This window comes from Selenomonas sp. FC4001 (genome assembly GCF_000701565.1).
Taxonomy (GTDB): Bacteria; Bacillota; Negativicutes; order Selenomonadales; family Selenomonadaceae; genus Selenomonas_A; species Selenomonas_A ruminantium_B.
The window spans coordinates 223,739-248,321 of the sequence record NZ_JNJF01000004.1 but is presented as its reverse complement, the minus strand read 5'-3'; the positions used below and the strand labels follow the sequence as shown (position 1 = coordinate 248,321).

Annotated in this window: 25 protein-coding genes; 6 read left to right on the top strand and 19 right to left on the bottom strand. The window is 46.3% G+C overall.

The features are described 5' to 3' along the window. The first annotated feature begins 115 nt into the window (after positions 1-115). Positions 116-691, top strand: a complete 576-nt coding sequence (locus T320_RS01215; RefSeq protein ID WP_037352160.1) for a TlpA family protein disulfide reductase — start codon at positions 116-118, stop codon at positions 689-691. Positions 692-790: 99 nt separating this feature from the next. On the opposite strand, the gene rbsK is transcribed toward T320_RS01215, so the two are convergent. The 11 genes from rbsK to T320_RS01160 all read right to left on the bottom strand — a co-directional run bounded on the left by rbsK (position 791) and on the right by T320_RS01160 (position 12,649). After that, positions 791-1,720 carry a ribokinase gene (gene rbsK / locus T320_RS01210; protein WP_037352158.1) on the bottom strand — a complete coding sequence of 310 codons (930 nt, stop codon included), beginning with the start codon at positions 1,718-1,720 and terminating at the stop codon, positions 791-793. A gap of 185 nt (positions 1,721-1,905) precedes the next feature. Beyond that, entirely contained in the window at positions 1,906-3,978 is a 2,073-nt protein-coding gene (locus T320_RS01205) for a sigma-54 interaction domain-containing protein (RefSeq protein WP_051608524.1), read from the bottom strand. Positions 3,979-4,113: 135 nt separating this feature from the next. Next, the gene (locus tag T320_RS01200; RefSeq protein WP_072023976.1) at positions 4,114-5,235 is read right to left on the bottom strand and encodes a 4Fe-4S binding protein; all 1,122 of its coding nucleotides are present in this window, start codon (positions 5,233-5,235) and stop codon (positions 4,114-4,116) included. A 6-nt stretch (positions 5,236-5,241) separates the two neighbouring features. Next, positions 5,242-6,039: a 4Fe-4S binding protein gene (locus T320_RS01195; RefSeq protein ID WP_051608523.1), complete on the bottom strand. Its 798-nt coding sequence runs from the start codon at positions 6,037-6,039 to the stop codon at positions 5,242-5,244. Beyond that, the gene (locus T320_RS01190; RefSeq protein ID WP_051608522.1) at positions 6,036-6,644 is read right to left on the bottom strand and encodes a 4Fe-4S dicluster domain-containing protein; all 609 of its coding nucleotides are present in this window, start codon (positions 6,642-6,644) and stop codon (positions 6,036-6,038) included. The genes T320_RS01195 and T320_RS01190 overlap by 4 nt, the downstream gene beginning before the upstream one ends. A 15-nt stretch (positions 6,645-6,659) precedes the next feature. Next, positions 6,660-7,325 carry a TorD/DmsD family molecular chaperone gene (locus T320_RS01185; RefSeq protein ID WP_037352155.1) on the bottom strand — a complete coding sequence of 222 codons (666 nt, stop codon included), beginning with the start codon at positions 7,323-7,325 and terminating at the stop codon, positions 6,660-6,662. 13 nt (positions 7,326-7,338) lie between these two features. Next, positions 7,339-8,160, bottom strand: coding sequence for a DmsC/YnfH family molybdoenzyme membrane anchor subunit (locus T320_RS01180; protein WP_037352154.1), 822 nt, complete (start codon positions 8,158-8,160; stop codon positions 7,339-7,341). A gap of 5 nt (positions 8,161-8,165) precedes the next feature. Beyond that, a complete protein-coding gene (locus T320_RS01175) occupies positions 8,166-8,741 on the bottom strand; it encodes a 4Fe-4S dicluster domain-containing protein (RefSeq protein ID WP_037352153.1) in 576 nt (191 codons plus the stop codon). After that, positions 8,734-11,454: a molybdopterin-containing oxidoreductase family protein gene (locus T320_RS01170; RefSeq protein WP_037352152.1), complete on the bottom strand. Its 2,721-nt coding sequence runs from the start codon at positions 11,452-11,454 to the stop codon at positions 8,734-8,736. Before T320_RS01170 ends, T320_RS01175 begins: the two co-directional genes overlap by 8 nt. Before the next feature lie 256 nt (positions 11,455-11,710). Continuing rightward, complete coding sequence (locus T320_RS01165; RefSeq protein ID WP_037352149.1) at positions 11,711-12,265, bottom strand: hypothetical protein; 555 nt, start codon at positions 12,263-12,265, stop codon at positions 11,711-11,713. 183 nt (positions 12,266-12,448) lie between these two features. Then, entirely contained in the window at positions 12,449-12,649 is a 201-nt protein-coding gene (locus tag T320_RS01160; protein ID WP_156032686.1) for a hypothetical protein, read from the bottom strand. Between the two features lie 503 nt (positions 12,650-13,152). Here T320_RS01160 and T320_RS01155 point away from each other — a divergent pair. Both T320_RS01155 and T320_RS01150 read left to right on the top strand, forming a co-directional pair. After that, complete coding sequence (locus T320_RS01155; RefSeq protein ID WP_037352143.1) at positions 13,153-13,776, top strand: hypothetical protein; 624 nt, start codon at positions 13,153-13,155, stop codon at positions 13,774-13,776. 30 nt (positions 13,777-13,806) lie between these two features. After that, positions 13,807-14,406, top strand: coding sequence for a hypothetical protein (locus T320_RS01150; protein ID WP_231465816.1), 600 nt, complete (start codon positions 13,807-13,809; stop codon positions 14,404-14,406). A gap of 59 nt (positions 14,407-14,465) precedes the next feature. On the opposite strand, the gene T320_RS01145 is transcribed toward T320_RS01150, so the two are convergent. Next, positions 14,466-15,185, bottom strand: coding sequence for a metallophosphoesterase (locus tag T320_RS01145; RefSeq protein ID WP_037352137.1), 720 nt, complete (start codon positions 15,183-15,185; stop codon positions 14,466-14,468). Positions 15,186-15,911: 726 nt separating this feature from the next. On the opposite strand from T320_RS01145, the gene T320_RS14485 reads away from it, so the two are divergent. After that, positions 15,912-16,046 carry a single stranded DNA-binding domain-containing protein gene (locus tag T320_RS14485; RefSeq protein ID WP_156032684.1) on the top strand — a complete coding sequence of 45 codons (135 nt, stop codon included), beginning with the start codon at positions 15,912-15,914 and terminating at the stop codon, positions 16,044-16,046. A 169-nt stretch (positions 16,047-16,215) separates the two neighbouring features. After that, positions 16,216-16,668: a cupin domain-containing protein gene (locus tag T320_RS01140; RefSeq protein ID WP_231465815.1), complete on the top strand. Its 453-nt coding sequence runs from the start codon at positions 16,216-16,218 to the stop codon at positions 16,666-16,668. 148 nt (positions 16,669-16,816) lie between these two features. Here the strand turns inward: T320_RS01140 and T320_RS01135 are convergent, their stop codons facing one another. The 7 genes from T320_RS01135 to cooS form a co-directional block, all read right to left on the bottom strand. After that, positions 16,817-18,028 (bottom strand): MFS transporter, encoded by a 1,212-nt coding sequence (locus tag T320_RS01135; RefSeq protein ID WP_037352133.1) that lies wholly within the window; start codon positions 18,026-18,028, stop codon positions 16,817-16,819. Between the two features lie 165 nt (positions 18,029-18,193). Continuing rightward, a complete protein-coding gene (locus T320_RS01130; protein WP_026760725.1) occupies positions 18,194-18,433 on the bottom strand; it encodes a hypothetical protein in 240 nt (79 codons plus the stop codon). 315 nt (positions 18,434-18,748) lie between these two features. Then, positions 18,749-19,243 carry a DMT family transporter gene (locus tag T320_RS01125; protein WP_037352130.1) on the bottom strand — a complete coding sequence of 165 codons (495 nt, stop codon included), beginning with the start codon at positions 19,241-19,243 and terminating at the stop codon, positions 18,749-18,751. An 86-nt stretch (positions 19,244-19,329) separates the two neighbouring features. After that, on the bottom strand, positions 19,330-20,106 hold the full coding sequence (locus T320_RS01120; RefSeq protein ID WP_037352128.1) for an ABC transporter ATP-binding protein: 777 nt from the start codon (positions 20,104-20,106) through the stop codon (positions 19,330-19,332). Positions 20,107-20,108: 2 nt separating this feature from the next. Continuing rightward, positions 20,109-20,867 (bottom strand): ABC transporter permease, encoded by a 759-nt coding sequence (locus tag T320_RS01115; protein ID WP_026760727.1) that lies wholly within the window; start codon positions 20,865-20,867, stop codon positions 20,109-20,111. 31 nt (positions 20,868-20,898) lie between these two features. Beyond that, entirely contained in the window at positions 20,899-21,846 is a 948-nt protein-coding gene (locus T320_RS01110) for an ABC transporter substrate-binding protein (RefSeq protein WP_037352126.1), read from the bottom strand. Between the two features lie 4 nt (positions 21,847-21,850). Beyond that, positions 21,851-23,884: an anaerobic carbon-monoxide dehydrogenase catalytic subunit gene (cooS, locus tag T320_RS01105; RefSeq protein ID WP_081824737.1), complete on the bottom strand. Its 2,034-nt coding sequence runs from the start codon at positions 23,882-23,884 to the stop codon at positions 21,851-21,853. A 215-nt stretch (positions 23,885-24,099) separates the two neighbouring features. Between cooS and T320_RS01100 the strand changes: the two genes are divergently transcribed. Then, complete coding sequence (locus T320_RS01100) at positions 24,100-24,495, top strand: RrF2 family transcriptional regulator (protein ID WP_037352124.1); 396 nt, start codon at positions 24,100-24,102, stop codon at positions 24,493-24,495. The last annotated feature ends 88 nt before the right edge of the window (positions 24,496-24,583 follow it).

Here is a 24,583-nt window from a genome sequence, read left to right as displayed (position 1 = left end):
CTTGTAAATAAGGTTCCTAACCCTTCTTACCTTTATATCGTCCAATCCTGGTAACGCCTAATAGAAATGGCGCGAATAGCCACGAAATCAGTGTGAACATATCGAGGTGATAATCATGCGCACGAACCTGCGTTACATCCTGCTCCCCCTAGCCCTGCTCCTCTCCATCTTGACCATAAATGTCTTTTCTGCCCGTGATACCAACAAGCAAAACCTCCTTCGCTTTCCCGCGTTTCAAACAGTTGACCTCAATGGCAACACCATAACCAACAAGATTTTCACCGGCAAGTTTACCGTCGTGGTGCTCTGGGTCACCAAGGATGAAAACAGCCGGCAGCTTTGGCGCTTTTTATCCGACTGGCAGCAAGCTGAAGCTAGCCAAATACAAATCATCGGCCTCGTAGGTGATGTAAAGAGCACAGATGATGCTGCCAAAATCAGCTATGCCCAGCAAATGACCGCTGACTTTTCCCAGCCGCAGCTGCTTGTCAATGATGATATGGCAGAATTTCTCACCAATATGCGGGCTGCTCCTACCATCTGTTTTGTGGATGCCACCGGCAGACTCGTGGGCCAGCCGGTAATCGGCTATGAGCCGGAGCTCATCAAAAAAGAAGCCCGCCGCCTGTTGACAACGGACTCCCAAGCCGATAGGAATAAATCCTTGTTTATGAAAAAAGCTTCTCAATGATAGAGCATGACCGTCAGACAAAAGCGTAGGGATTCAGTTTCAAGCATAGCTTTTCTGAACAGTATCATCTACAGCACAGTCAAATAGATTCTTTACTGCTTACGGAAATAACCTTGTGTTTATAATCAAACGTTCAACTTCTTCCACCGTAGGAATGGATGTCTGTGCTCCCTGACGGGTTACGGCGATAGCCGATGCCTTTGCAGCAAAGTCGATAGCTTCGGCATAATTACGGCCATCAAACCGGCTTATAAATGCGGCCAGGAAGCAATCGCCAGCGGCGGTGGTATCGACAGCCTTTACCTTGTAAGCCGGAAATTTTTCCACCTTATCTGCCGAAATACGCATGGTACCGTCACCGCCTAAGGTCACTAGCACGTTTTTCACGCCCTTAGCAATGAGAGCTTTTGCCGCTGTCACTACTTCTTCCTCCGTATTGGTCGGCAGTCCGGTGAGCAGGGCAAGTTCTGTTTCATTGGGTTTGGTGATATCCACCTGCGCCCAGAGTTCATCCGGCAAATCGTTCCGAGCCGGAGCTGGGTCGAGCACCACGGTCTTGCCGTGTTTTTTGGCCAGCTTTGCGGCAGCTACTACGGATGGCAGGGGGATTTCCAGCTGCATGACCACAGCATCAGCCTGTGCAAACTTATCCTCCTGCTCCTGCACCAAGGCTTCATCCACGGCAGCATTGGCACCAGCAATCACGCTGATGCTGTTTTGCCCGCTTTTTTCAATCTCGATAAATGCCTTGCCGGTTTCTGTACCGGCAATTTTTTTGATGCCATCCGTTGCCACACCCACATTTTCCAGATTGGCCAGCATCTGCTCACCGAAGGTATCCATGCCTACAGCGCCAATCATGGAAGTGTTTGCGCCCAATTTTCCTAGCGCATATGCCTGATTGGCACCCTTGCCGCCGGGCACAAGTTTCATACTCTGCGCCATGACTGTTTCCCCGGCCTTAGGCCTTCTATCCATATAGACCGCAAAATCCATATTCAAACTGCCAATAACCAATACCTTATTCATGAAAATCCCTCACATTCCAGATTTTCTCTATATTATAATCGCTTTGTCATATCCTTATCCTGTCATTTTACACAATAAAGACATGTTCCTTCCCACGCCTACATATATTCATATGCCGCCACATTGTCACCATTTTCTCACACAGCTAAACTCAAACAAGCTTTAAAATGTACTGAAGCGACCATTTAATTGCGTGATGGCTGAATCTGATATTCATGCATCTTTTTATAAATCGTTGCCTTAGATATCTTGAGCTGCAAAGCTGCCTGAGTAACATTTCCACTGGTTCTTTCCAGTGCATGGCGAATAGCCTGTTTCTCCCAATCGGCCAAAGTAATCCATTCATTCCTGGGTGTAACATCGGTCTGCTCATGAACAGGCTGGGCAGGTAATTTTTCTCGTTGGATAGATTCCGGAAAGCAGTGAATATCTATTGAGTCTCCTGCCGCTACATTAGCCGCATAAATCATAGCATTTTCCAACTGCCGGACGTTGCCTGGCCATGGATAGGAACCAAGCCACTCCTCAGCCTCTGCCGTCAGTTTCTTTTCCTTTACACCAATCTTACGGCAATATTTTCCGATAAAGAACTTCGCCAGCAGTACAATATCTGTACCACGCTGGCGCAAAGGGGGAAGCTGTAAAGTCAGCACAGATAGACGGAAGTATAAATCACTGCGGAAAAGACCTTGAAGCTGCATCTGCTGTAAATCACGGTTGGTTGCTGCTACAATACGGAAATCCACCTTGCGACCCTGACGCCCACCAATACGGATTACTTCCTTATTTTCCAGCACCCGCAGGAATAACGGCTGCAATTCCAGCGGCATATCACCGATTTCATCCAGAAATAATGTTCCCTCATTGGCTAGTTCTATTTTACCGGGGCGCCCGTTTTTATCTGCTCCCGTAAAGCTACCGCTTTCATAGCCAAAGAGCTCACTTTCAATCAGGTCACGAGGCAGCGCAGCACAGTTAAGTGCTACAAAGGGGCCCTGACGGCCAGAGGCGTTATGAATGGCCTGTGCTAAAAGTTCCTTTCCTGTGCCGCTTTCCCCACAGATAAGCACGGCTTCATCAATCACAGCAAATCGCTTGCCCAGCTCCAAAGTCCGCTTTATCAGGCTGCTCTCACCAATGATGTCGTTAAAATTATACGGCGACTGGGAACCAACTCTTCGGCTCATAGACGCATTGATGTTTTTCATGCGATTAATTTTGAGAATTGCACCGCTGGTTTTGGCAGGATAGATAACCACTTGGCAATTCGTCCGCGTCTGTCTGCGGCCCATATCCAGTTCCATCATCTCCTGATTACCTGCGGCTAATGCTTTATACAAGCGTGGTGCATCATCCGTAAACTCTGCGATATTGACCCCTGTTAATTTTTCTTTGTCGCCTATGCTCAAAAGTTGCCGCGCCATCTTATTTAAGTTGGTTATATTGCCGTGTCCATCTATACTCAATATACCATCATCCAGCAGATTAAGCATGACCGACAATGCTTCACTGGCTCGCTGCTGGGCAATATTACTTTGACAGAGACGCTGGCTGGTCTTCACTAGACGATATTGGAGTTCGATGGCTTCGGCCATAGATGCCACCAGCCCCAGGGTATGGGCACATGTTTCTCGGTAATTATCCGTCAGTACCAGACTGGCAATCCGTTGATTAAGCACTACTGTGGCATGGATATTACCATCCGCATCACATATAGGAGCCGCTGTACCAATCATATTTTCAAATACGGCTCCATATTGTTCCACTGATAACAGCTGAATCGGCTCTAAATAGCGCATACTGAGCACATGGGAACAGGTGCCCACTGTATCTTCTCGACAAATCTTACCTGGCTTGCCGCTGAACCAGCGATTATTTTTCTCCTGCCGCCCCTGGGTAAAGAGCATTACTCCATCCTTGTCAAAAAGGTAAAGCCGATAGCCCGTCAAGTTGATCAGATTGCGAAAAGGCTCAAATACATCATGGGCAATCTTCAGGAGCACTGCATCCCGCTGCTGTATCTTTTTTAATTGCTGGGGGGATACGAACTGTTCCGGAATATTTTTATCGATATGCAGTCCTGCCGCCTGTGAACGTGCCCAGGATGCAGCTATAATGGGATTTAATCGGGGATATTCCCGTGGATCAGAATCAGGATGATGTAAAAAATAATCCCTGCACTCTGCCATTAATTCCCAGCGCTCCTTGGTTACGACCCGGAGCCAATCCAAATTTTTATCTGTTGCTTCTGATTTCATGGGGCCTATGCCTCGCCTTCACCAAAATGTCTTTACTTTACTATTCCCCATATACGGGTAAAATCCCTGCTCATAACCAAAGGCGGGTGCCTTAACTTCCTACACCCGCCTTGGTTTGAGTTCTTCTGAACATCATTAGTTTTTCTTCACGCCGCAGCCCAGCAAAAACGACAACCTATTTTCCATACTGCCCAAGGCTGTTTCCATCTGCCTGGCAGGACGATTGGCAACTTCATATTGTTTTTCTTCAGACACCGCCTGCCAGGAGACGCTGCGTGTAAGGCCGATACTATCCTGCATGCAGATTTCCTGGCAAAGTCCACAGCCCGTACACTTGCCCGGTGCATGAACTAAAATTCTTCTTCCTGCTTTTTCCTGCAATGTCATAGCTCCTGTAGGGCAGGCATCTGCACAGGCACCACAACCATGACAGGACTGACTTACCTCTACTCTGCCAAAATAACCCTGTATCTTCGGATGTTGATTAGTCCTTGCGCCCAAATTATTCATAGCAGCGCTCAGCAACTTGTGCTCATAGGGCAGATATTTTTCTGTCTCCAGGCTTGTCTTTTTAACCTCCTGTCTGAAGCCCCTGCCCATGTCCGCCGCCATATGCCCCAGCAGATTCACCGATCCACGCCGGATATCCGTAAGGAAACGCCGCCGGGAAATACTGCTTACTTCGCCTTGCCGACCAGCCTTCGTTTCCCCTTTGTATTTATCCCTGTTAAAGACAAACTGACATTTAGCCCCGTAATCATGCAGTATTTCATAGATATGTGACACACGAGCCGCCAGAATATCCCAGCATATTTCCCCCCGGGGACATTCCGCACAATATTCTGCCCCCAGCAGAATCCTTTTGGCTCCCTGGGATGCTAAAAGGAGCAGCAAAGCTTCACTGCATCCCAACAAGCAGGGAATACGAAAGGCGCCAGCAACTTTAGGGCTTTTTCGGCAAATAAAGGCACAAGCCTGCGCCTCCCGCACATGACGTATCAGCTGGGGTAAAAGTTTTACTAGCCACGTTTGCTGTATGGCGCCAGCAGGACAGATTGTTGCACAAAGTCCACAGCCGTCACATTTTTCTGCTATGAATTTTCCTTTCTCTATCGCTCCCTGAGGGCAAACCTCCGTGCAACGATTGCAGGAGCTTCCCTGATGACGGCTGTGCAGGCAGTATTCTTCCTTTATCTCCACCTTGTTATCCGTAAGACTGGCACAGGATGTACAGATATATTTCAGCGATGCTAACACAGGCAATCATCTCCTCAGAAAATTTATGGCATTTTGCGGGCAGATAGCTGCACATTCTCGGCATTTTGTACATGCGGCAAGCTCACCGCAGGAGTTATCGGCTCGCAAATCAATTCCCGCCGGACAGCTTTTGACGCACTGTCCACAAGTTTTTCCCTGCACGGACAAGCATTTTTTCTTGTCAATCCTGGGCACAAATAATCTCTGGCCTCTAGCCAGCAGGGAAAGCAGTGCCCCCACCGGGCAAAATTTGCCACACCAATGCCGAAGAACAACCAGCTCCACCACCAATATAGCAGGAAAAATCACAAGGTCAAAAGACGGCTCATTTACCCCCACCAGCCGGATAATGGCAATGAGGGTAGCAAGGCTAAGACCTATGGGGCAAAGCAGGCAAAAAACTGGAAAGCCAAAGACCGCCGCCGAGCCAAGAGTAAGCCCCAGCACAGTCAAAGGCTCTTTTGCCTGAGGCTTACAGCCATTTTCCGGCTTATCATCCAGCCGGTTGACCAGCAGCTTGCGCGTCAGCGGCACAGGACATACCCAGCCGCAAAATATCCGTCCTGCCAGCAGGCTGATGAACGCGATAAGCATAAAAGGAACAGCAGCTCCCAAAAGCAAGGACTTACTGGCCGCTATAGTCTCCAAATAGCCCAATGGACATATCAGATACAGCCTGTCCCAGCCAATCGTGGAAAAACTTCCCGTCCCCCAGCGGCAGGCAGCTCCTAGAAATATAACAAGCAATATCACCGCCATGGACAACAGCCGCGAGTTACGAACCTGCTGTGCTTTTTTGCTCATTGCTCATCACCGCCTTCCGTAACCTCTACCTTTATTCCGCGGATACGCTGAGTGCGGTTGCCACTGAAACCATGAAGTACCAAGGCAGGACAGACATTTTCGCAAACACCACAGCCATTGCATTTTTCCTCATCCACCACGGGAAGATTCTGCGCGTCCATACAAATAGCCCCATAAGGGCAGGCATCCACACACAGACGGCATCCACGGCTGTCATAAGCCAGACATATATCCGGCTGTATATTCGCCCGGCCAATCTTATCACGTAGCGGGTCAAAGAACTGCAAAGCTCCAGTAGGACAAACTTCCATGCACTTCCTGCAAAAATCGCATATCCCCTGATGAAAATTAAGCACCGGGGTCCGGGCATTAACGAGGCCGTCCCTCACATTGGCAAGTCCAATGACCTTTGTGGGACAAATACTACGACAGCGGTCACAACGTAAACAGCGGGATAAAAAATCCGCCTCCTGTTGACCGCCGGGAGGGCGCAGCATTTTTTTTGCCGGCAGTACTTTGCTTGCTGTCCCTGTTCCCAGCAGAGCCACCCCCATCCCTCCAGCAATTTTGAGAAAATCCCGCCGGGAAGGCTGAAAATCCTTCATCGTTCTCACCTTTTTTCAGGCAGTCATGGCTTCATCATTCAGCAGGGCACCTTCCATATCCAGATAACTTTTGGTAATCCGGGCTGCCCCCCTGTAAAAATCCGTACCAGCATATTTCAGCACATCATTACAGAATCTTTCTTGCCATTTCAGTAAATGTTTCTGCAAAAATTCCTGCTGCCGGTTTAAACTCTGTTGCATCTGCACATCATTTCTCTGACGGGCAAATTCAGCCGCTTCACCACAAAGATAAGCCATAAACTCCAGTTCAAAGGCTATATGATCTTCCGGTTCGCTTAAATCATGACTTCTATCCACCCCACAGGAGCGGTAAAAAGTCACGACTTCATCCCGTGGTTCCTGCATAATTAGCTTCTTTTCACTAAGATACACGGACTCATAGGGATAAGCCGCATCAAAATTGATGATACCAGCCCCCAGGAACAACCGGGCATAATCCACAGCCAGATTTTCAAGCGTCTTGTCATTGCGAGAAGACACCGCTGCTTGCAGCAAATTATAACCATCAGACATTTCCTGCGAGCAATCCTGAGGAAATGTCATCTTTGCCAACTGCTCCAGCATTTCCGCATCTACTTCAATCCGATAAAAACGGGCCAACAGACGGTACATTTTTTCCCGGGCCTCGTTAATTTCCAACCATTCTTTTAAATAATCCATAAATCCATCCCTTTCAGCTAAAGAAATTCCTAACACTGGAACCAATCATAAACATCATAATGCGAAACGACAGTGCTCCTGCAAGCACACAGATAAAGCTCGTTAGTGCCATTTTAGCGGCCTTGTCATCTTTGATAAACTTTACTGGCAAGCCCATACCTACAATTAAGATGCTCAGCCAGGATATTGGTGCAATATCGCCAGCAAAAATCCTTTGCAAGGAACGGCTGTAATCCGGATAAGGTGCTATTGCTACCATTACAAGATAGAGTAACATTACCACAGCCTGTACACCGATAACTTTTAACAGCAGTCTTTGCAGAGTATAATGAGCGCCTTCATCTTCCCCAAGTAATAAGTTCAGGGCAAAGGCTCCCAACACGCCTGCAGAAGCGATATAACAGATGGGTAAAAGCAGTGTATTCCAGGCAGGACGAGAAGCCATAACAAAGGTATCTCCGTTGATAAAGGCCATAACCGTTGCTACCACTGCGCCGATTGTGCCCAGAATTTTCGTAACTGCAGCTCCTGCCTCACGGCGCACAGCAAGCATATAAGCTACGATAATCGCTCCTAGGGTAAACTCCACAGCAGCTTCCATAAAAATACCAGAAGTTGGATGACCTAAAGCCCCAAACATTCTCTCCGGATGCCTCAAGTGCAGTTGGGCGCAAAAACCACCTGTTGCCATACAAATAAGCACCAATATACTTACTTTCAACCGCTTATCCAGTGCCTTTCCCTGATATTCTGCCAAATAGACCAAACTGAAAAACATGCCACAGGCAATGCCCGTAAAAATACTGAAAAACACCAATGGCCATTCAATGCTCATCTTCCTCACTCCTTCCAGGTTCCATTTTTCTTATGCAGGATATAGGCAGTTGAAGGATGATTGCCCACATCCGGCAGGTAATGAACATTTTCCTCGCCTGCCTCCTTAATGGCCTTGGACACATTGCTGTTTGGATCATCCAAATCCCCCACGATCCGGCAGGCGCCCGGGCAATTCTTCACACAGGCAGGTTCCTCACCAATGGCAAAGAGATGCATGCACAAGGTGCATTTTTCCACGACCTTGCTCTCCTTGTTGAAGGTACGCACACCATAGGGGCAGGCCATCATGCAATACTGACAACCAATACACTTTTCTTTATCTACTAGCACTACCCCGGTTTTTTCATCCCGGTAGGATGCCCCCGTAGGACACACCTTGACACAAGGAGCATCCTTGCACTGCTGGCACATCGTTGGCAGAAAATACATATTTAAATCCGGATATTTCCCCTCTGGGCCAATCTGTAAGGTCTTATTCCAATAACATCCCAGGGCTACATCATTTTCCTGTTTACAGGCTACTTCACAGGATTTGCAGCCGCAGCATTTATCCAGGTCTACGACCATTGCTCTAAGCATTCTTGCCCACCTCCAATTCTACGCGTGGTGTTTCTTCCGTATATTCAGGCAGCCATTTCTTAAACTCTTCCGGCTTGAGCCAAATGCCTTCCGGTGCCTTATCGGCCTTATACACCTTTACCAGGTACCCACGCAAAGTATAGGTTCCCATCATATCGTTATAAGGCGGCTCATTGCTGCTCAGCAAATTGACATTACATTCTTTGAAACCACGGGTAGCTGTATTCATTGTCTCAGGGAACCAAAAGCGTTCCATATAGACCACGCCAGGATTAATACCTTCCGTTACCCATGCAACGGCCCTTGTCTTATTACGCTTGGATTCCACCCACACCCAGTCGCCAGTCTTAACGCCGGATTTCTTGGCGGCTTCCGGATGAATCCAAATTTCCGGAGCTGGATAAATTTCTCTGAGCCAAGGTACATTACGCAAGGTCCCATGATGGAAATAAGGCAGGCGACCATTTGTCATAACCAGAGGGAATTCTTTGGCCAGTTCACTGCCGGGTAGCGGACTTTCAGCCGGTTCCATATAATATGGCATAGGATCATAATCCTTATCCACAGGATCAAGAACTGGATAAGGAGCAAAAGGTTTGCCCGTACGTCCTAAAGTGATAAAAGCTTCGCCGTATATTTCCAGCTTCTTAGTTGGTGTACCGAATCCGTTTGGCTGGCCGGTCTTGGGATTGATTTGCTTATAGAAACCATAGCGGCGCCATTCGCTGATTGGCATAACTTCATAGGGGCCTTTCTTGCAAAGTTCCTTCCAGGTCATCCCTAGCCTGCGGGTAGTCATATAGCTCCAGAATTCATCCATACTTTCCCAATAAGGCTGTTCAGGTGCAGTTTTAGCTGGATCAAAGGAATCCTTGCATGCCTGATGCCCTAACTGGCCACAGCGTTTGGCAATCTTTGCCCAGATGACCGTTTCGTTCATAGTTTCGTAGATATGCGTTACTGCCTGTCGTGGGAATATCCAGTTCAATGAAGGAACCACAAAATCAGATTCCAGCCATTCTGTCACCGGCAACAGCACATCAGCAAAGGTAGAAAAGCTCGTGGGATACATATACATGTGGACGATCAAATCTAGCTTTTCCATGGCCGGCACCCAGGATTCTGCATTTGCCATCACGGCAAACTTATTGCCTGAGCGCTCAATCCATGCCTTTATGGGATATGGTTTGCCTTCCAGGATTGCCTTGCGCACATAGGGGCTATGACAGGAACCCCAATGTAAAGCCGCTTTGAACTCCTTACTGCCCAGACGCTTCTTAAACTGTTCCGGTGGCAGAAATTTGTATAGAGCCGATACCGCCGAGCCACCGAATTTCACCGACTTAAAGTTCTGAAGCAGTGTTCCCGGTTTCTGCATATACCCCATCATCAAATCCAGAGCACAAGCTCCCATAGCCGCTTGCATAGACTGGGGATTCTGGTCCGTTGCCACCCCTAAGCTCAAACCACCGGGGCCTTCAGCATAAATCTTGATAGCTTCCTCAATTTTGCCAGCATTCAGCCAGCATACTTCTGCGGCCTTTTCCAGTGTCCATTCCTCGCAGCGCTCCTTATACATTTGGAAGCCAGTCTTACATTCCATACCATTAACTGTATAAGTGCCAAAAAGCTCCGGTTCTAAAGCATCATTCCAAGGATAAGGAAGCGGCTGAGCTGATTGAGTCTTCTTATCCCAGACCATATACGTATCTGGGCTGCCGCCGGGAGTAACATCACTTTCCCGCAGGCACATCTTTGTCTTCGTATTAACTAGGAAAGGCAGATTCGACCATTTGAGGCAAACGTCCTCATCGTAAAGCTTATGCTCAATGATATAGCGAATCCAGGCCAGCATTAAAGCCACATCCGATCCGGGACGGATGGGCAGCCATACATCTGCCTTGGCGGCATCATTGGTCAGGCGCGGGTCAACTACAACCGTTTTAACGCCCTTAGCCCTTAGTGCAATAACTGCCCGTCCGCCAAAGGAAGGATTGTCATTGCTAGCACATGTGCCCCACATTACCAGTGACTTCATGGGGGTATCTTCGTGGAAGTAAATCTCTAACGCATCTGTATCTGCAATACTGGTGGTCTGCAACGGCGACTGTTCCGTCAATCCGTACATCAGACGATATGTCGAAGTACGAGGCATCCAACACTGCTGTGCGCCCGGCTCCCACCAGTTAGGCGTACCAAATACACTGGCAAAGCGACGGGCACTGCCGAATTCAGGATTCCCGCCGCCACCGGTGGTGCACACCAAACCCTCGGCACCATATTTTTCCCGTACTTCCATCAGATTTTTAGCAATGTAATCAATGGCTTCATCCCATGATACACGCCGCCATTTGTTTTCCCCGCGTTCGCCTGCACGAATCATGGGGTATTTATTGCGATTTGGGTTATATAATGCCTGAATCGCCGCCAAGCCTTTTGCACACATTCTCCCACAAGACATGGGGTGTATAGGATCCCCTTCAATCTTCACCACTCTGCCGTTCTTGACATGAGCTAGCACTCCACACATAGCGATGCAGGCACGGCAGACCGTATGTACGACTTTTTTTTCCCCTTTTTCCTCTGTACCAGCAGCTTCAGCAGCTTCAGCAGCTTTTTCAATGCCCTTAAAGGAACCGCTGATAGTCGCCGCTAAGCCAGTAATGGCTGTAGCCTTTAGAAAGCTTCTCCTGCTCAAGGTAAAATCTTTCATCCTCGTCTCTCCTTCCATAATTGGGGTAAATATTATACATATATTTTCCATATAATAAACATGCAAGAAGCATGCCAATTTTTAGACGAAAAAATAAGCCTTTTCCATTGGAAAAGACTTATTATACGTTTAATTTCTAAACGCCAGTTTAATTTCTAACCGTTTATATTCTAAACTATAATATTCGTTTACTTTACTACGCTAGCTTTGGTCATCTCATCGGCATCCTTGAAGCCATGTTCCTATGCCAGTAAAATTATCTATTACGCTCTACATATTGCAGGCTTTGAATTCCCTTCTGTACCTGTCTTTCTGCTTCTTTATCGCCGGCATCATAGAAGAATGTAAAAATCCAGCCTATACTTTTACGGGAAACCGTTACTACCTCAATTTCTACGTCTTGTCCTTTCTGCTGGCCGATAAAATGAAATCTGCGCAGAGGAATATGATTGACGACCTCCATCTGCTGATGTGTCATCTCCGCATCCTGCACATTATATTTATCGATTATCTTCAGGACACGCTTCTGTGGCCCTTCCTGCGCATACCGGGCCCTGTCTTCGGATAGATATAAAGGCTCGCTATGCAAATCTGCAAATATATTTTCACCTTCTGCCTGATATACTGTATAGCCCTCGTCTTGCGTGGACAGCGGTTCAAGACAAACAGGCAGTTCTATTTGCAAATCCTGCTTTCCCGAAGCCATAAAGCGGCTTGTTTCCCAAAAATAATCGCTGACCTGCAGAGCCCCATTCTCGCATAATAGCCACAAAGCTCCCATCATAATAACGGCAATAAAATAAAAACGCATCTTGTCCTCCTCTGTCTATGCTGCTGCTTAATATGTGTCTCATATTCTTCTATATATTTCGATGCGACTGAATCGGTCAGTCCGGCACATTCGCAGACCATTGTTAGGCCACCTGCCCCATACGAAAAGCCACCCCGCAGGGTGGCTATTATATTGTTACGACAATTATAGATTATTCCTTGCTCATTTGTCAAAATTCTGCTTTTGTTCTTCATTCATATCTACATTCAGCGGTTTATCCGGGTGGTTTTCATTGTACTTTGCTATGAGCTCCTTGTTGTACTCTTCCCGATTTTCCCTGCTCGGCAAAAGACCGGTATGGACATACCATTTTTCCATCCACTTGTATTTGGGATAATCTGCTGGCAATACAATACTTGACATTTTAGCGATATCATCTGGTGTTCTCGTTATCGTACAGCATACCGCATCTACAAAATTGAATAGCTGCTTAACCAATTTGCCACCTCAAATCACCTTATTCTACCCCTGGAAAACTATCTACGTACTTAATCTTGATCTCCGCAAAGTGCTCCACAACCTTTACCTTATTTTATATTTTCGCCAACAGTATGCTATGTCCTGCCTTGGGGACAGTTTTATGTAATAGTATCCATATACAACAAAAGAAGAAACCGCTAAATTCTGCGATTTCTTCTGTATCGTTCCTCTTATAAGTGCGGGTGAAATACCAGTACTCCTGCCTCGTTGACTTTCCCTAGGTGTTTGAGGAAGAATCGGGCGATGGTTCCGGTTATCAGAGCGGATATCGAATATTGAAAAGTCAATTTTCCTCCGTTTATATCTGATACGCTTGAAGGATTACTGGCTTAATAGTCGAACCACTATGTAGATGTATGATTCAACATTTTTAGGAGGTGCTTGAATTGAAAAAACTATTGCTTAGTTGTTTCTTGTTATTGGTCTGCCTATTTGGCATCCCGCAGGCGGTCTCTGCGCAGGAAACAGGATTCCTGACACCTGGTGAATCCACATTTCTCTATTTGGATACCCGTATTCTTAACGAGACCTATGATAATGAGCCCATTAAGTTCGTACTTCAGCAGGATGGCGTACTGCGGCTCATGAGCCGTAATGGGACCCGTGACTATCTCTCATTCACCGGATACGATGATACCAATGCCGGTATCGGCTATAAAATCCGAAAGATTTACACGATGTTCCCCAGCATGCAGTTTTTCGAGATAATTGCTGACCGGGGCGCTCATGCAAAAAACTGCGGCTATTGGATTATCGGCAAGAGAGATGGCCAATGGGTTACTTACGTCTCCATTGATAGTCTGGCTGCCATGGGTTATACTCCCGGCGAATGGCATCAAATCAGCACGGCACTGAACAGTGATGCTACTGGCCGCTTCATTCTCACCAGCAGGCACGAATATATGCCACCTGGCGCTCAATATGGTTACCAGCGCAAATTTGCAGTAGACCTTCAACTTCAGCTTTTCTGGGATCAAGATGCAAAATGGTTCGGTATCCGTAGACTGTGATAAGGATGTGATAATATGAGTCGGTGTCTTATGAAAATTCCCTTTTTGCTTATGGCTTTCCTATTTTCAACTGCAGCATATGCATTAGCTGTTGAAATTCCTGCAAACTATACAGTATGGGACAGGATGCCAGCCGAAGCTGCAGTTGATGCAAAACTGAAAATCCAAAACACTGTAACACTTTATACTGCACCAAATAGCGGCAAAGTGAGCGGCGCTATTTCTCCAGGCGAAATTGTCAATCGTATTTCCTGTGTGGTCTATACGCACCCAAATCGCCATGCAGTCAAAGTACTGAAAGCCACCAAGGCCTATAAGTATCAACACTCTTCCAATCCTCAATTCATCACACTGTATCCAGGTACAATCATTCATCTGCTCCAGTATACTGGCGAAGGAACATACCTGGGCTTATGGAACGGACAGCTACTCTGGTGGCTGGAGGGGTACAACATTTCAGGATTCACCAATGCTAAACCGAATGCCCCTTGGGGCGCTTATATTGGAGAGGCAACCACTGCTGATTTAGGCATTGATTTCTGGATGTGCCTTAGAAAAGCCGATGGCACCGTTGGCTGGGCTCATCCTAAGGATTATCCCAAAGGAACATTTAATTCATATTGGAAATAACTGAGAAGAAGGGCTTAGCCATAAACTAAGCCCTTCTTCTCGTTTTTATATTCTCCTCGCTATATCGATGACTGATATACTTCCCCACTTAATAAATCAGCGCAGGATACGCGGCCATTCCCCATGAAACTCCCCGTGTCCATTAAAACCAGCCTGCCATCTTGTAACCATTGCGGATTTGCTTGATAGCCTAAGGCCTGCACAGGAGTATGCCCCAGAACAATAATCTGTTTTCCTTGGTGAAGTTGTGGATGCATTGCCAGGCTTCTGTTCCATAATAATGTTTTTGTTTTTTGCTCGGCTAGAGGAACATCCGGCTCACAATCAGCATGCATAAACCAATATATACGGCCATTAACCTTGACTTCTGTATATAATGGCAGTTGCTCTATCAGTTTCAGCCAACTGTCAATGAGTCTATCCTTCCGGTCTGTCTTTTCTATTTCGGATAAGGTTATACTGCCTCCGTTGTTGAGCCACAATGCTTTAGGCGAACCAAATAGAAACGACAGCAGATTATCCGGCTCATCTTTAGCTTTCATAGCCGTATAAAACATCTGCTCATGATTGCCGCGCAGGAATACTATATGCTTTTGGCCTAAGTGTTCCATTACCCACTCCATCACTGGCACCGGTTGCTCACCGCGGTCAAGATAGTCTCCCAGGAAAATCAACAAGTCCTTATCAGGATTGAAAGCCGCCTTTTGATAAGCCATCATAAACCGATCCCATTTACCATGAATATCACCAAAGACCAATAATCTTTCTATTCTGTCCATAGTAATTTTTCTCCCAATGCCCCTTTTATCTATGGAGTTGGTTGCACCTTCATAATCTATCACATATTCGATTGATAGATAATACAGTTCAAGGATAAAGTCAACCCTTTCATGTTATTCCAACGCATTTTATCTCAAATCTGTATCATTTTTCCTTTGAAACAACACACTAGCTCTTCCTGGCATTTTCCTTCTCTGTGGTCACAACAACCACCGTATCATCATCATCTATTTCCGCTCCACATCGAGGGCAGCATCCATATTCTGTACCGTCGGCCAGTTTTCGTTTTCCCTGGCATTTCGTGCAAAAATCAGTCTTGCACCTCTTACAGTGTAAAATTTCACCAAAGTCTCTTCTCCCGCATCGGGGACAGCCATCGTAATACTTAGCCATAGTAATGCTCACCTCTTTATACAATCTGTGTCCATCACGACCTGAGGACACATTATTTGCCATCTTCGCTTCTTTTCTACAAATCTGCCGGATATTCCTTCTCCACACAAAGCATTACAAACCATTACACTGCGGCAGGTATCCTGCCACAAAAAATATAACAAACATTAGCAGGTGGCGGCAGCCATCCTGACTTAATCTATTACAGATTTTGTTTTTGTCTGCCGCATTATACGGGCGTCAAAAATAAAAAATCCGGCGGGCAGGCGGCAAAAGGAGGGGTGATAAGCCTGCAAGAACATCCACTGTTTATCTATGAGGAGGATTTAATTATGAATCATGTAGCACTCACGGGCAAAATTTCTCAGAACATCGAACTGCATACCACGGGTAACGACAACAGTGTTACCACCATTCATCTTGTCGTGCAATCCGACTACTATAAGGCTGGTGAAGAGCCTACCTAAATAAATATCTTATTTCTAGACAAGTTCCTTTTCATTCAAAACATTTCTATGAAAAGGAGGAATCAGCTGGTTCATATCGAAATGAATTACCAGTGTTGTAAATCATGTTTTATAGAAAGGGTGGTTTTGCATGAAAAAACGTTTGGCAATCCTGTGTGCATTAGGCTGTATGGCATTTGGAACAGTTGCTTTTGCTGCGGACAGCAAGGCAGCCGCACCAGATGAGCAATGCTACACACCGGATAAGCTGATTACGCTGGACAAGCAGGATGTCGCAAAAGGAAAAGGTACTTTATATGGAAAATTCTCCTTTACTCGCGATATGCCACCTGCAGAGTCTGCCATGAAAGAAATCGGCTGGATGACCTTAAGGAAAGGCGCATCCATCGGCCTGCATAAACATGCTTTCAACGAAGATGCTTATATCATCATTTCCGGCGAGGGTATCTTTACGGATGGCACTGGCAAAGAAACGGTTGTACGGGCTGGCTCCATCACCATTGCCCGCCCCGGTCAGTCTCACGCGCTCAGAAATGAAAAGGATGAGCCCTTAGTATTCCTTGATATTATCGCGCAGAACGATACCTATAAGGCAAATCATCCTGAGACTAACAAGAAATAAGTCGGATATTGACAACCACGATTAAGGATATATAAAAATGAGACTGGTGCATTGCATCAGCCTCATTTTTATATATCCTTAGTTTTTAATTTTTGCTAGAACATCTTCGGCGCTGATATTGTTTGCCAGCATGTAATCAGTGAGATCTTTATAATCCCCCATCAGCTTTCTTGGTTTTCAGATCATCCAACACAACTGTTGCATCATCCTTGCTGCGATACTGAATAACTGCCAGCAACAAAAACAAGCCCATTATAGCGGCAATCCAGCCAAACATTCCGGTAAAACCAATTTCCCCAGCTACAGTTCCCAGCACCAAAATACCGGTACTCGTGCCAATATCCAGCATATTGTAGAACGTGGCACTGGCTGCACTGTGTCGGTCCGGCCGCACCTGATTGAGCATCCATGTCAAAAGTGCCGGTAAAAGGGCACCAGCGCCTAAGCCATAAAAAGCCGATGCTGTCAGTATCCAGCCCAACGACGGTGCCCAAAGCAAAAGCCCCAAGGCCGCCAAGTACGAAACTGCCCCAGGGAGAACCACTGCAAAGGCCCCATAACGATCCAGTAACCTGCCGCCGAAGGGACGGGAAATAAAGATGAATAATGTACCGATTACAAAGAAAAGGCCAGCTCCCTCAATCCCCTTTTCCGCTGCCAGCATGGCAATGAAGGTATTGACGCTGCCGTAGCCAGCACCAAACAAAATGGTCAGTAGTGCCGGTCCCCCGGTATTGCGTTCACACAAGCGGTTGCGGATGGAAGACTTGATAGGCGAAACTTCAGGAAGTTCTGATACATGCTTTTTCCCCCGGCAGATATAGGCAAAGAACAGGGCCAGCAGGGCAGCAGTTATCGACGATAAGAAAAGATTTACTGCCCCCTCAGACAAAAGCCACAATCCTAAAGCTGGAGCCATAGCCATAGCGACAGTACTTCCCAAACCGAAATAACCGATCCCCTCGCCCCGGCGGGAAGCAGGAATCACATCGGCCGCCAGCGCCGCCGCAAAAGTCGTAGACAGGCCAAAGCCAAAACCATGGATTACCCGGGCAAACACCAAGGCATGGATGTTGGCAAACAGCATATAGCCAAGCGTTGCCAAAACACAAAGTACGAGACCAGCATACAAGCAAATTTTCTTACCAAAAGCCCGCACTCCCGTGTCCGTAAACAAGCGGATAAAAATCGCTGAATAACCAAAAATACCGCCAATTAACCCCATTTGCATTCCTGTAGCCCCGAGACTTGCCGCATACAGGGTAATCGTCGGTAGTAAAAAATGAAAACTTGCAAACAACAGGCCATTCGCCGCAATTAACGCACCGAAATTCCGTGTCCATAATTTTTCTTTTGTCAAAATGATGTCGCTCCTCTCTGTAATTGACCCGTCAATTACAATCTCCCATTATAGTATGTAATAATCAACATGTCAATTTGCTATTATTGAAGAACGCTGCTGTCCCTCCCCTTGCATACAAAAAGGGATGTGTTATTTCACACCCCCTGTAAGGTACTATATTCCTCATGCAGCCATTTCCTTTACATACTGCACGAGTGTTTTTTCGTCTGTGGCTATCATTGATTCCGGTACATAGAGGAAAACTCCTTCATCAATAGCGCGGGCTTCCTCTGATACATAACAGCCGTCCTTGGTCATAAGTGCAACATCCAGTCTATCTATCGATATCAACCGCTTGCCACTTACATCGATTAGTCTAGCCGGATAATCTTCACCGTCAAATTTGATGGTTATCATTTTCATGCCACGACCACACTTTTATTCTGTTCTGATGCTCTGTTGGACTTTTTCGGATTCTGATTTCTCAGTGCATCAATAAGCCGCACTGCACTGCCTTCGTTAAATTTCCTAGGTCTCTCTTCAAACCGTAACACACACATTTCGGGGATTCTCCTTTACATCTTAATTTTTGACAGCATTTCCACCGTCAAGGGGATAGCCAATAACATACCATAAATCCAGATAAAACTGCAAGCTTATTTTTCATTAGCCTTTCTGCGCCAGGACAATACCTGCAAAAACCAGCAGCATGCCCATTCCCATAGCCAGCGTCAGACTTTATCCCAAAAACACAATTCCCGAAACGATACCCACTACTGGAACAGCCAGAGAAGATATGGCTGCCTTGCTGGCTTCCATATGCTTTATCAAGTAACACCAAAGCAGAAAAGCAACCGCAGATGCCAAAGCGCCGTTATAGGCAATACAAGCAATGGACAGTGTATTCCACTCAGCGTACCAATCTCCTATAAATACATTATAAACCGCTAATACTACGGCACCAATTGTCATCTGCCATGCCGTAAGCGACGTAAGGTCACATCCTATAAGCTTGCCTTTCATGGCAACATTCCCTGCAGCCCATACCATGGCAGCAGACAATGCCAGCATAATAGCATACTGCTTTATCACGGTTACCATTAACAATATAGCTGACCCTGTGGAAAAACGGAGCATAGCAAAAAATGATGGCGAAAAATATTCATTGGCCACTTTCATGACCACCCAGTTGAAGCCCCATAACAGGCATAACAACGATAATGCACGAAACACATTTATCCCTCCATGTTTATAGTGAGTTTATTATACTCCCTTTGACGGTAGCCCGTCCATGAAACGGATAAATGTGTTCCATTATCTCAAATGTAATATTCGGTTTTATCCTCAGGTTTTAAGGCAAAGCACTCAAAAACTCGTTCACGGATATCCCAGAAATCCGGGCTGGTACGGTCGCGCTGACCATGCAGGTCTACCGGCAGTATGGTTTTAATCTGTCCAGGATTTGGTGTCATGACCACAATGCGGTCTGCCAGCACCACCGCTTCATCGATATCATGCGTGACAAAAATAATGGTCTTTTTCTGCTCTCGGCAGATAGCCGATACCTCATCCTGTAATTTCATACGGGTTAAAGCATCTAACGCCGCAAATGGTTCATCCATAAAGATAATTTCCGGGTCAACTGCCAATGCTCTCGCTATTGCCACACGCTGCTGCATCCCACCGGATAGTTCTGCCGGATGGCTGTCTGCAAAATCCTGCAAACCGACAACCTCCAAATAGTGACGAGCAATTTTTTCCCGTTCATCTGCAGGAAGCTGCTGTTCTTCCAATCCGAGTTCTACATTCTTTAGTACAGTACGCCAAGGCAGTAAGCCATAGTTCTGAAAAATCGTCACATATTTCGGACTAGGCTTAGCCACGGTTTGTCCATCAATCGTAACCGTTCCAGCACTAGCCCCTTCAAAGCCTGCCAGAATATTGAGCAGGGTACTTTTGCCGCAACCAGACGGCCCAAGCAAGCAAATAAATTCTCCTTGCTTTATCTCCAAATCCACATGGTCAAGAGCTTGAAACACACTGCCATCCGCCTTGGTAAACTGACGGGATACATCTTCCACTTTTATATAACTCATACTTAGGTCCTCCTCGTTAATCCCCACCGGCGGTAAATCTGCCCTTCCAGATAACTTACGATTCCATCCAAGACTAAGCCCAGAACACCAATGGTCAGTATTGCAGCCATCAGCCAGTCTGCTCTTAGATTATTACGGGCATCAATAATCAAAAAGCCAAGACCAGATTGCGCACCAGCCATTTCTCCAGCAACGAGGAATACCCAGGCTGTCCCTAAAGCTAAATGCAGGCCTGTTGCAATACGGGGAAAAACTGCGGGGAATACGATTTTCCCTAAAATCTGAGGCTGGCCTATGCCAAAATTTTTAGCGACCTTTAAGTACACAGGTTCCATCCCCTGCACCGCCGCTACAGTGGCCAAAAGCACGGGAAAAAAGGCAGCGATAAATATGATAACAAGAGCGGGCATTTCACCAATGCCGAAGAATAATACGATAAACGGCAGCCAGGCCACAGGTGATACCGGGCGCAATACCTGCGCTACTGGATTAAGATAATTCCAGATTTTTTTATACCAGCCTAATACCAATCCTAAGGCCATGGCTAAAACCACTGCACTGATATAACCCAGAGCAAATCTGCTGAGACTAGCACGAATATCTGCAGCCAGCACACCACTAGCCAGAAGTTCTCCCAAACCACGCACGGTTCCTAATGGCGAAGGAAACAACGCTTCATTCCAGCCCCCCAGCCAGGTTACGATTTGCCAAAACGCTAACAAGATAATAAGCGAACCACCAATATATTTAACCTTATGCATATAATCACGCCTTTCCACTCCTGCCCAACATTTACGGCAGGAGCGTTCTGTCTACAAAATCCTCATATTCCGGTATGCGTTCAATCAATTTTGCCGCAGACATACGCTTTACTAGTTCGGCATAAGCCTCAGGCGTAATCTGCAGGTCATCATAACGAATGAGTTTCAAAGACATTTCCACGACTTTTGCCTTAGCCTTCAAATATAGCTGAGCAATTTGGGGCTGCTCCTCTTCATGTTCGGTTAGATGCTTTCCAGCAGCTAAATATTTTGCTGTTGCTTTCTTTGCCAGTTCATGATGTTTATTCACAAAATCACCATTAAATACGAGAGCACAGCATAAGCTATCCGGCCATAAATCTTCTGCTTTAGCCAAAATATGCCCTTTCCCCAGAGCAATCGCTTTGGCACCAAACGGTTCGGCTACACAGTAACCGGCAATCTGACCCTGAGCAAGTCCTGCCGGCATTTCCGGTGGTGACAATTCTACAACCGTCAAATCCTGAAGACTCATGCCATGCTCGGCAAGCATCTGCTGCAAAAGTAAATTATGGGTAGACTGCTTGTGCGGTATGGCAAAGATTTTGCCACGCAAATCCTCGACTTTTTCAATGCCATTTCCACCGATAATCACATTGCCATCCTTATGTCCCAAGGCCGCAGCCCGTACGTCGATGCCTTGTTCTCTGGCCTTTACGGCAAGTTCTATAAGCACAGACGCGCCATCCACTTTACCGGTATTTAATGCATCCATAAGTTCCGGCCATGAGCCATATTTAATCAGCTCTACCTGTACATCATCATCTGCTGTCAGCAGTTCTTTTTCCGCAAATAGGGGCAAAGCATGTGTTATGGGCAGATAGGCAATGCGCACCGTATGTTTTTCTTCCGCTGCACTTTGTCTATCTCCTGACCATAAAAACCAGCCTGTACCACCTATAAGCAGGAGCAGAAGTATTACACTCCATAGTTTTCGCATAGCGTTACCCCCAGCCTAATTTTTTTCGTGCTTCTTTCATATCCGCAACAATTTTTTCACCTAACTCCCGTCCATTGACATTAACCGTCATTACGGCTCCTAAAAGGTCTTTCGTATCTTCTTTTAGAAATTTTTCGACTGCCGTTGAGCCTTGAACTGGCGGTTCCACGCAATGATAAGAGTCAATACCGAATAACCGGAATGCCAGGGAAGCATCCAAGCCTTTTTCATTCGACCACTCCGGGCTGGCGAAAGCATAAGGCATATCCTTAATTGCTTGTCCGGCTTTTGCCGCTACCCCACCAAAAATTCCAGACGAGCGGGTGTTATCAATACACTCACCCACATGCCAAACCGGTGGTACATCATATTCCTGAACAAACTCCTTTAAGGACTTACCACACCGTTCTGCCCCCTCCTTGCTGCAATACCCGAGTTTCAACAGCGGGAACGATGCACAACCATTGGTTAAAATCAGCACATTATTTTCCAGTAGAACATCCGCTACATCAAGTGTTGCTTTTTCATAAACCACGCGTGGATTGCTGCAGCCAACCATATTGACAATACCTAAGATACGCCCATCCTTTAATGCCTCATAAAGCTTTTGGAAATTATCAAACTGCGCACCTACGTTTTCTGCAGTAAAACCAATATTTGCCGTAACCTCATACTGTGGAATCGATACAGCTACATCACGGCGGTCAGCGAAGCTTTCAATGGCTCTGGTCACAATCTTACGAGCCAATTTTTCCGTGTCACCGATATTGCTGTGCCGATAATCATAAGCATAATGCTCAGCTCCCGGCAAACGCGCTGAATCACTGGTAGTGACCACTGTTGTCTTAAAGCAGCGGGCAACATCCATAATCGCCGGATAAACATCCTGCACGTCAGCCACCCATAAATCCAGTGCTCCTGTCCCCAGAATAAGTTCTGCACCTACTGCATTAGACAAGGGAATTACCCCTTCATAGCGATACATAGCCGCCAGGCAAGAACAACAAATCCCATAGAACTGAATCCCCTTGGCACCTTTTTCCCTGGCCAGTTCCACCATTTCCGGCAAATGGCCTATGCGAACAATTTCACTGACCAGGGTCGGTAGATGCCCATGTACAGCAATATTGACGTACCCTTTCTTTAGGGCACCAACATTGACTTTGGAAGTCGCCCGATGGCCGGTGCCGAACAGAACATCTGTACCGATATTTGACGCTACTACACCAGTAAAGCAGAATGCCAGACCACAGCGCAGGAAGGCCTTCAATATACTTTTATAATCGCCGTCCGTTCCCACACCTGTACGGTGATACGCATCAAATACTTCCTGATAAGCACTTATGGGAATAATCCCCAGCTTATCCCATACAGCTTGACGCTCTGCAGGTGCCAAAGAGCGGATAGTTCTATAATCATCCGGCAGTGGACGAGATAAATCATCCAGCAGCACATCGGCCAATTTCCCCACTAACCGTTTTGCTGACTGCCCTCTAGTTTCAATGCCAAAAGCCTGACATACAGCACGAAGTTTCTTCTCTCCCAAAATCGGCAGATTCAGCTTGCCTTCGGCAACAAACTTCATGGTAAGCAATATTTCTCTGGCATGGGCACCATGCTGGGCTACACCAGCAGCTGCACTGCGCAGAAGATTTCGTGCCACGATTAAATCCGCATCTGCACCACACACACCTTTGGGGCTTTTCTTGGTTATCTTACATGGCCCCATATTGCAGAACTTACAACATACACCAGCAAGGCCGAAAGAACATTGTGGTTTCTGTGCATCGAAGCGGTCAAAGATTGTCTCATGTCCTAACTCATCCATCCTATGCAAAAGTTCCTTCACGGCAGGGTCTGGCGTTTCCTCCAGAACGTCCTTCTTTGTAGCAAAGGTTTTACGATATTCTGCTACAGCCTGCATATAGTCATTTACACAGCCATGCTCATGCGGATGATTGGCATCATGTTCATGGAAATGCCAATCCGCATGTTCATGAACATGGTCATATTCGTGATGGTGATTTTCTGTCGGCATAATTTTCTCCTACTCTCCAATACAAATACATTACACAACAACAATACTCTTTTTTAACATCCAAAACTTAACATTTTATATTTACATTTAAAAAAATCATGTTTAGATTGTATACCTTCTTACCCATGGTGTCAATAGGTATTTTGTTATTGCGCATCCAATTACCTTGTAGTATAATAGGTGATAAAATTTTTCCATACCAAGGAGTTGATTATATGATTTCCACTCGCGGGCGTTATGCACTTCGCGTTATGATTGACTTAGCTGAACATGAAAAGGGGCAGTATATCCCACTTAAGGATATCGCTGCCCGTCAGGAGCTTTCCAAGAAATACCTGGAAATAATTGTGAAAGATTTAGTTCGCAGCCATCTGATTATTGGCACAAGCGGTAAAGGCGGCGGCTATAAACTGTCTCGTCCACCAGAGGACTATACGGTCGGAGAAATTATCGAACTTATGGAAGGAACTTTGGCTCCTGTTGCTTGTCTGGCAGATGGAAATCCGGAGTGTCCTAGAAAAGATATTTGTAAAACAAGGCCTCTATGGGTTGAATACTATTCCATGAAGCATAATTTCTTCTACTCGAAAAAATTATGCGACTTATTTTAATCCACACACCACCGGAGCTCTGCAACAACACAAAAAGCTTGGCACATTGTCCAATAAACTATGTGCCAAGCCATTAAAACTTATCATC

Bases quoted from the DNA above. Each gene is read 5' to 3' on its own strand.
- T320_RS01215 (WP_037352160.1), top strand. From the start codon at position 116: ATGCGCACGAACCTGCGTTACATCCTGCTCCCCCTAGCCCTGCTCCTC.
- rbsK (WP_037352158.1), bottom strand. From the start codon at position 1,720: ATGAATAAGGTATTGGTTATTGGCAGTTTGAATATGGATTTTGCGGTC.
- T320_RS01205 (WP_051608524.1), bottom strand. From the start codon at position 3,978: ATGAAATCAGAAGCAACAGATAAAAATTTGGATTGGCTCCGGGTCGTA.
- T320_RS01195 (WP_051608523.1), bottom strand. From the start codon at position 6,039: ATGAGCAAAAAAGCACAGCAGGTTCGTAACTCGCGGCTGTTGTCCATG.
- T320_RS01190 (WP_051608522.1), bottom strand. From the start codon at position 6,644: ATGAAGGATTTTCAGCCTTCCCGGCGGGATTTTCTCAAAATTGCTGGA.
- T320_RS01185 (WP_037352155.1), bottom strand. From the start codon at position 7,325: ATGGATTATTTAAAAGAATGGTTGGAAATTAACGAGGCCCGGGAAAAA.
- T320_RS01180 (WP_037352154.1), bottom strand. From the start codon at position 8,160: ATGAGCATTGAATGGCCATTGGTGTTTTTCAGTATTTTTACGGGCATT.
- T320_RS01175 (WP_037352153.1), bottom strand. From the start codon at position 8,741: ATGCTTAGAGCAATGGTCGTAGACCTGGATAAATGCTGCGGCTGCAAA.
- T320_RS01170 (WP_037352152.1), bottom strand. From the start codon at position 11,454: ATGAAAGATTTTACCTTGAGCAGGAGAAGCTTTCTAAAGGCTACAGCC.
- T320_RS01165 (WP_037352149.1), bottom strand. From the start codon at position 12,265: ATGCGTTTTTATTTTATTGCCGTTATTATGATGGGAGCTTTGTGGCTA.
- T320_RS01160 (WP_156032686.1), bottom strand. From the start codon at position 12,649: ATGTCAAGTATTGTATTGCCAGCAGATTATCCCAAATACAAGTGGATG.
- T320_RS01150 (WP_231465816.1), top strand. From the start codon at position 13,807: ATGAAAATTCCCTTTTTGCTTATGGCTTTCCTATTTTCAACTGCAGCA.
- T320_RS01145 (WP_037352137.1), bottom strand. From the start codon at position 15,185: ATGGACAGAATAGAAAGATTATTGGTCTTTGGTGATATTCATGGTAAA.
- T320_RS14485 (WP_156032684.1), top strand. From the start codon at position 15,912: ATGAATCATGTAGCACTCACGGGCAAAATTTCTCAGAACATCGAACTG.
- T320_RS01140 (WP_231465815.1), top strand. From the start codon at position 16,216: ATGGCATTTGGAACAGTTGCTTTTGCTGCGGACAGCAAGGCAGCCGCA.
- T320_RS01130 (WP_026760725.1), bottom strand. From the start codon at position 18,433: ATGAAAATGATAACCATCAAATTTGACGGTGAAGATTATCCGGCTAGA.
- T320_RS01120 (WP_037352128.1), bottom strand. From the start codon at position 20,106: ATGAGTTATATAAAAGTGGAAGATGTATCCCGTCAGTTTACCAAGGCG.
- T320_RS01115 (WP_026760727.1), bottom strand. From the start codon at position 20,867: ATGCATAAGGTTAAATATATTGGTGGTTCGCTTATTATCTTGTTAGCG.
- T320_RS01110 (WP_037352126.1), bottom strand. From the start codon at position 21,846: ATGCGAAAACTATGGAGTGTAATACTTCTGCTCCTGCTTATAGGTGGT.
- cooS (WP_081824737.1), bottom strand. From the start codon at position 23,884: ATGCCGACAGAAAATCACCATCACGAATATGACCATGTTCATGAACAT.
- T320_RS01100 (WP_037352124.1), top strand. From the start codon at position 24,100: ATGATTTCCACTCGCGGGCGTTATGCACTTCGCGTTATGATTGACTTA.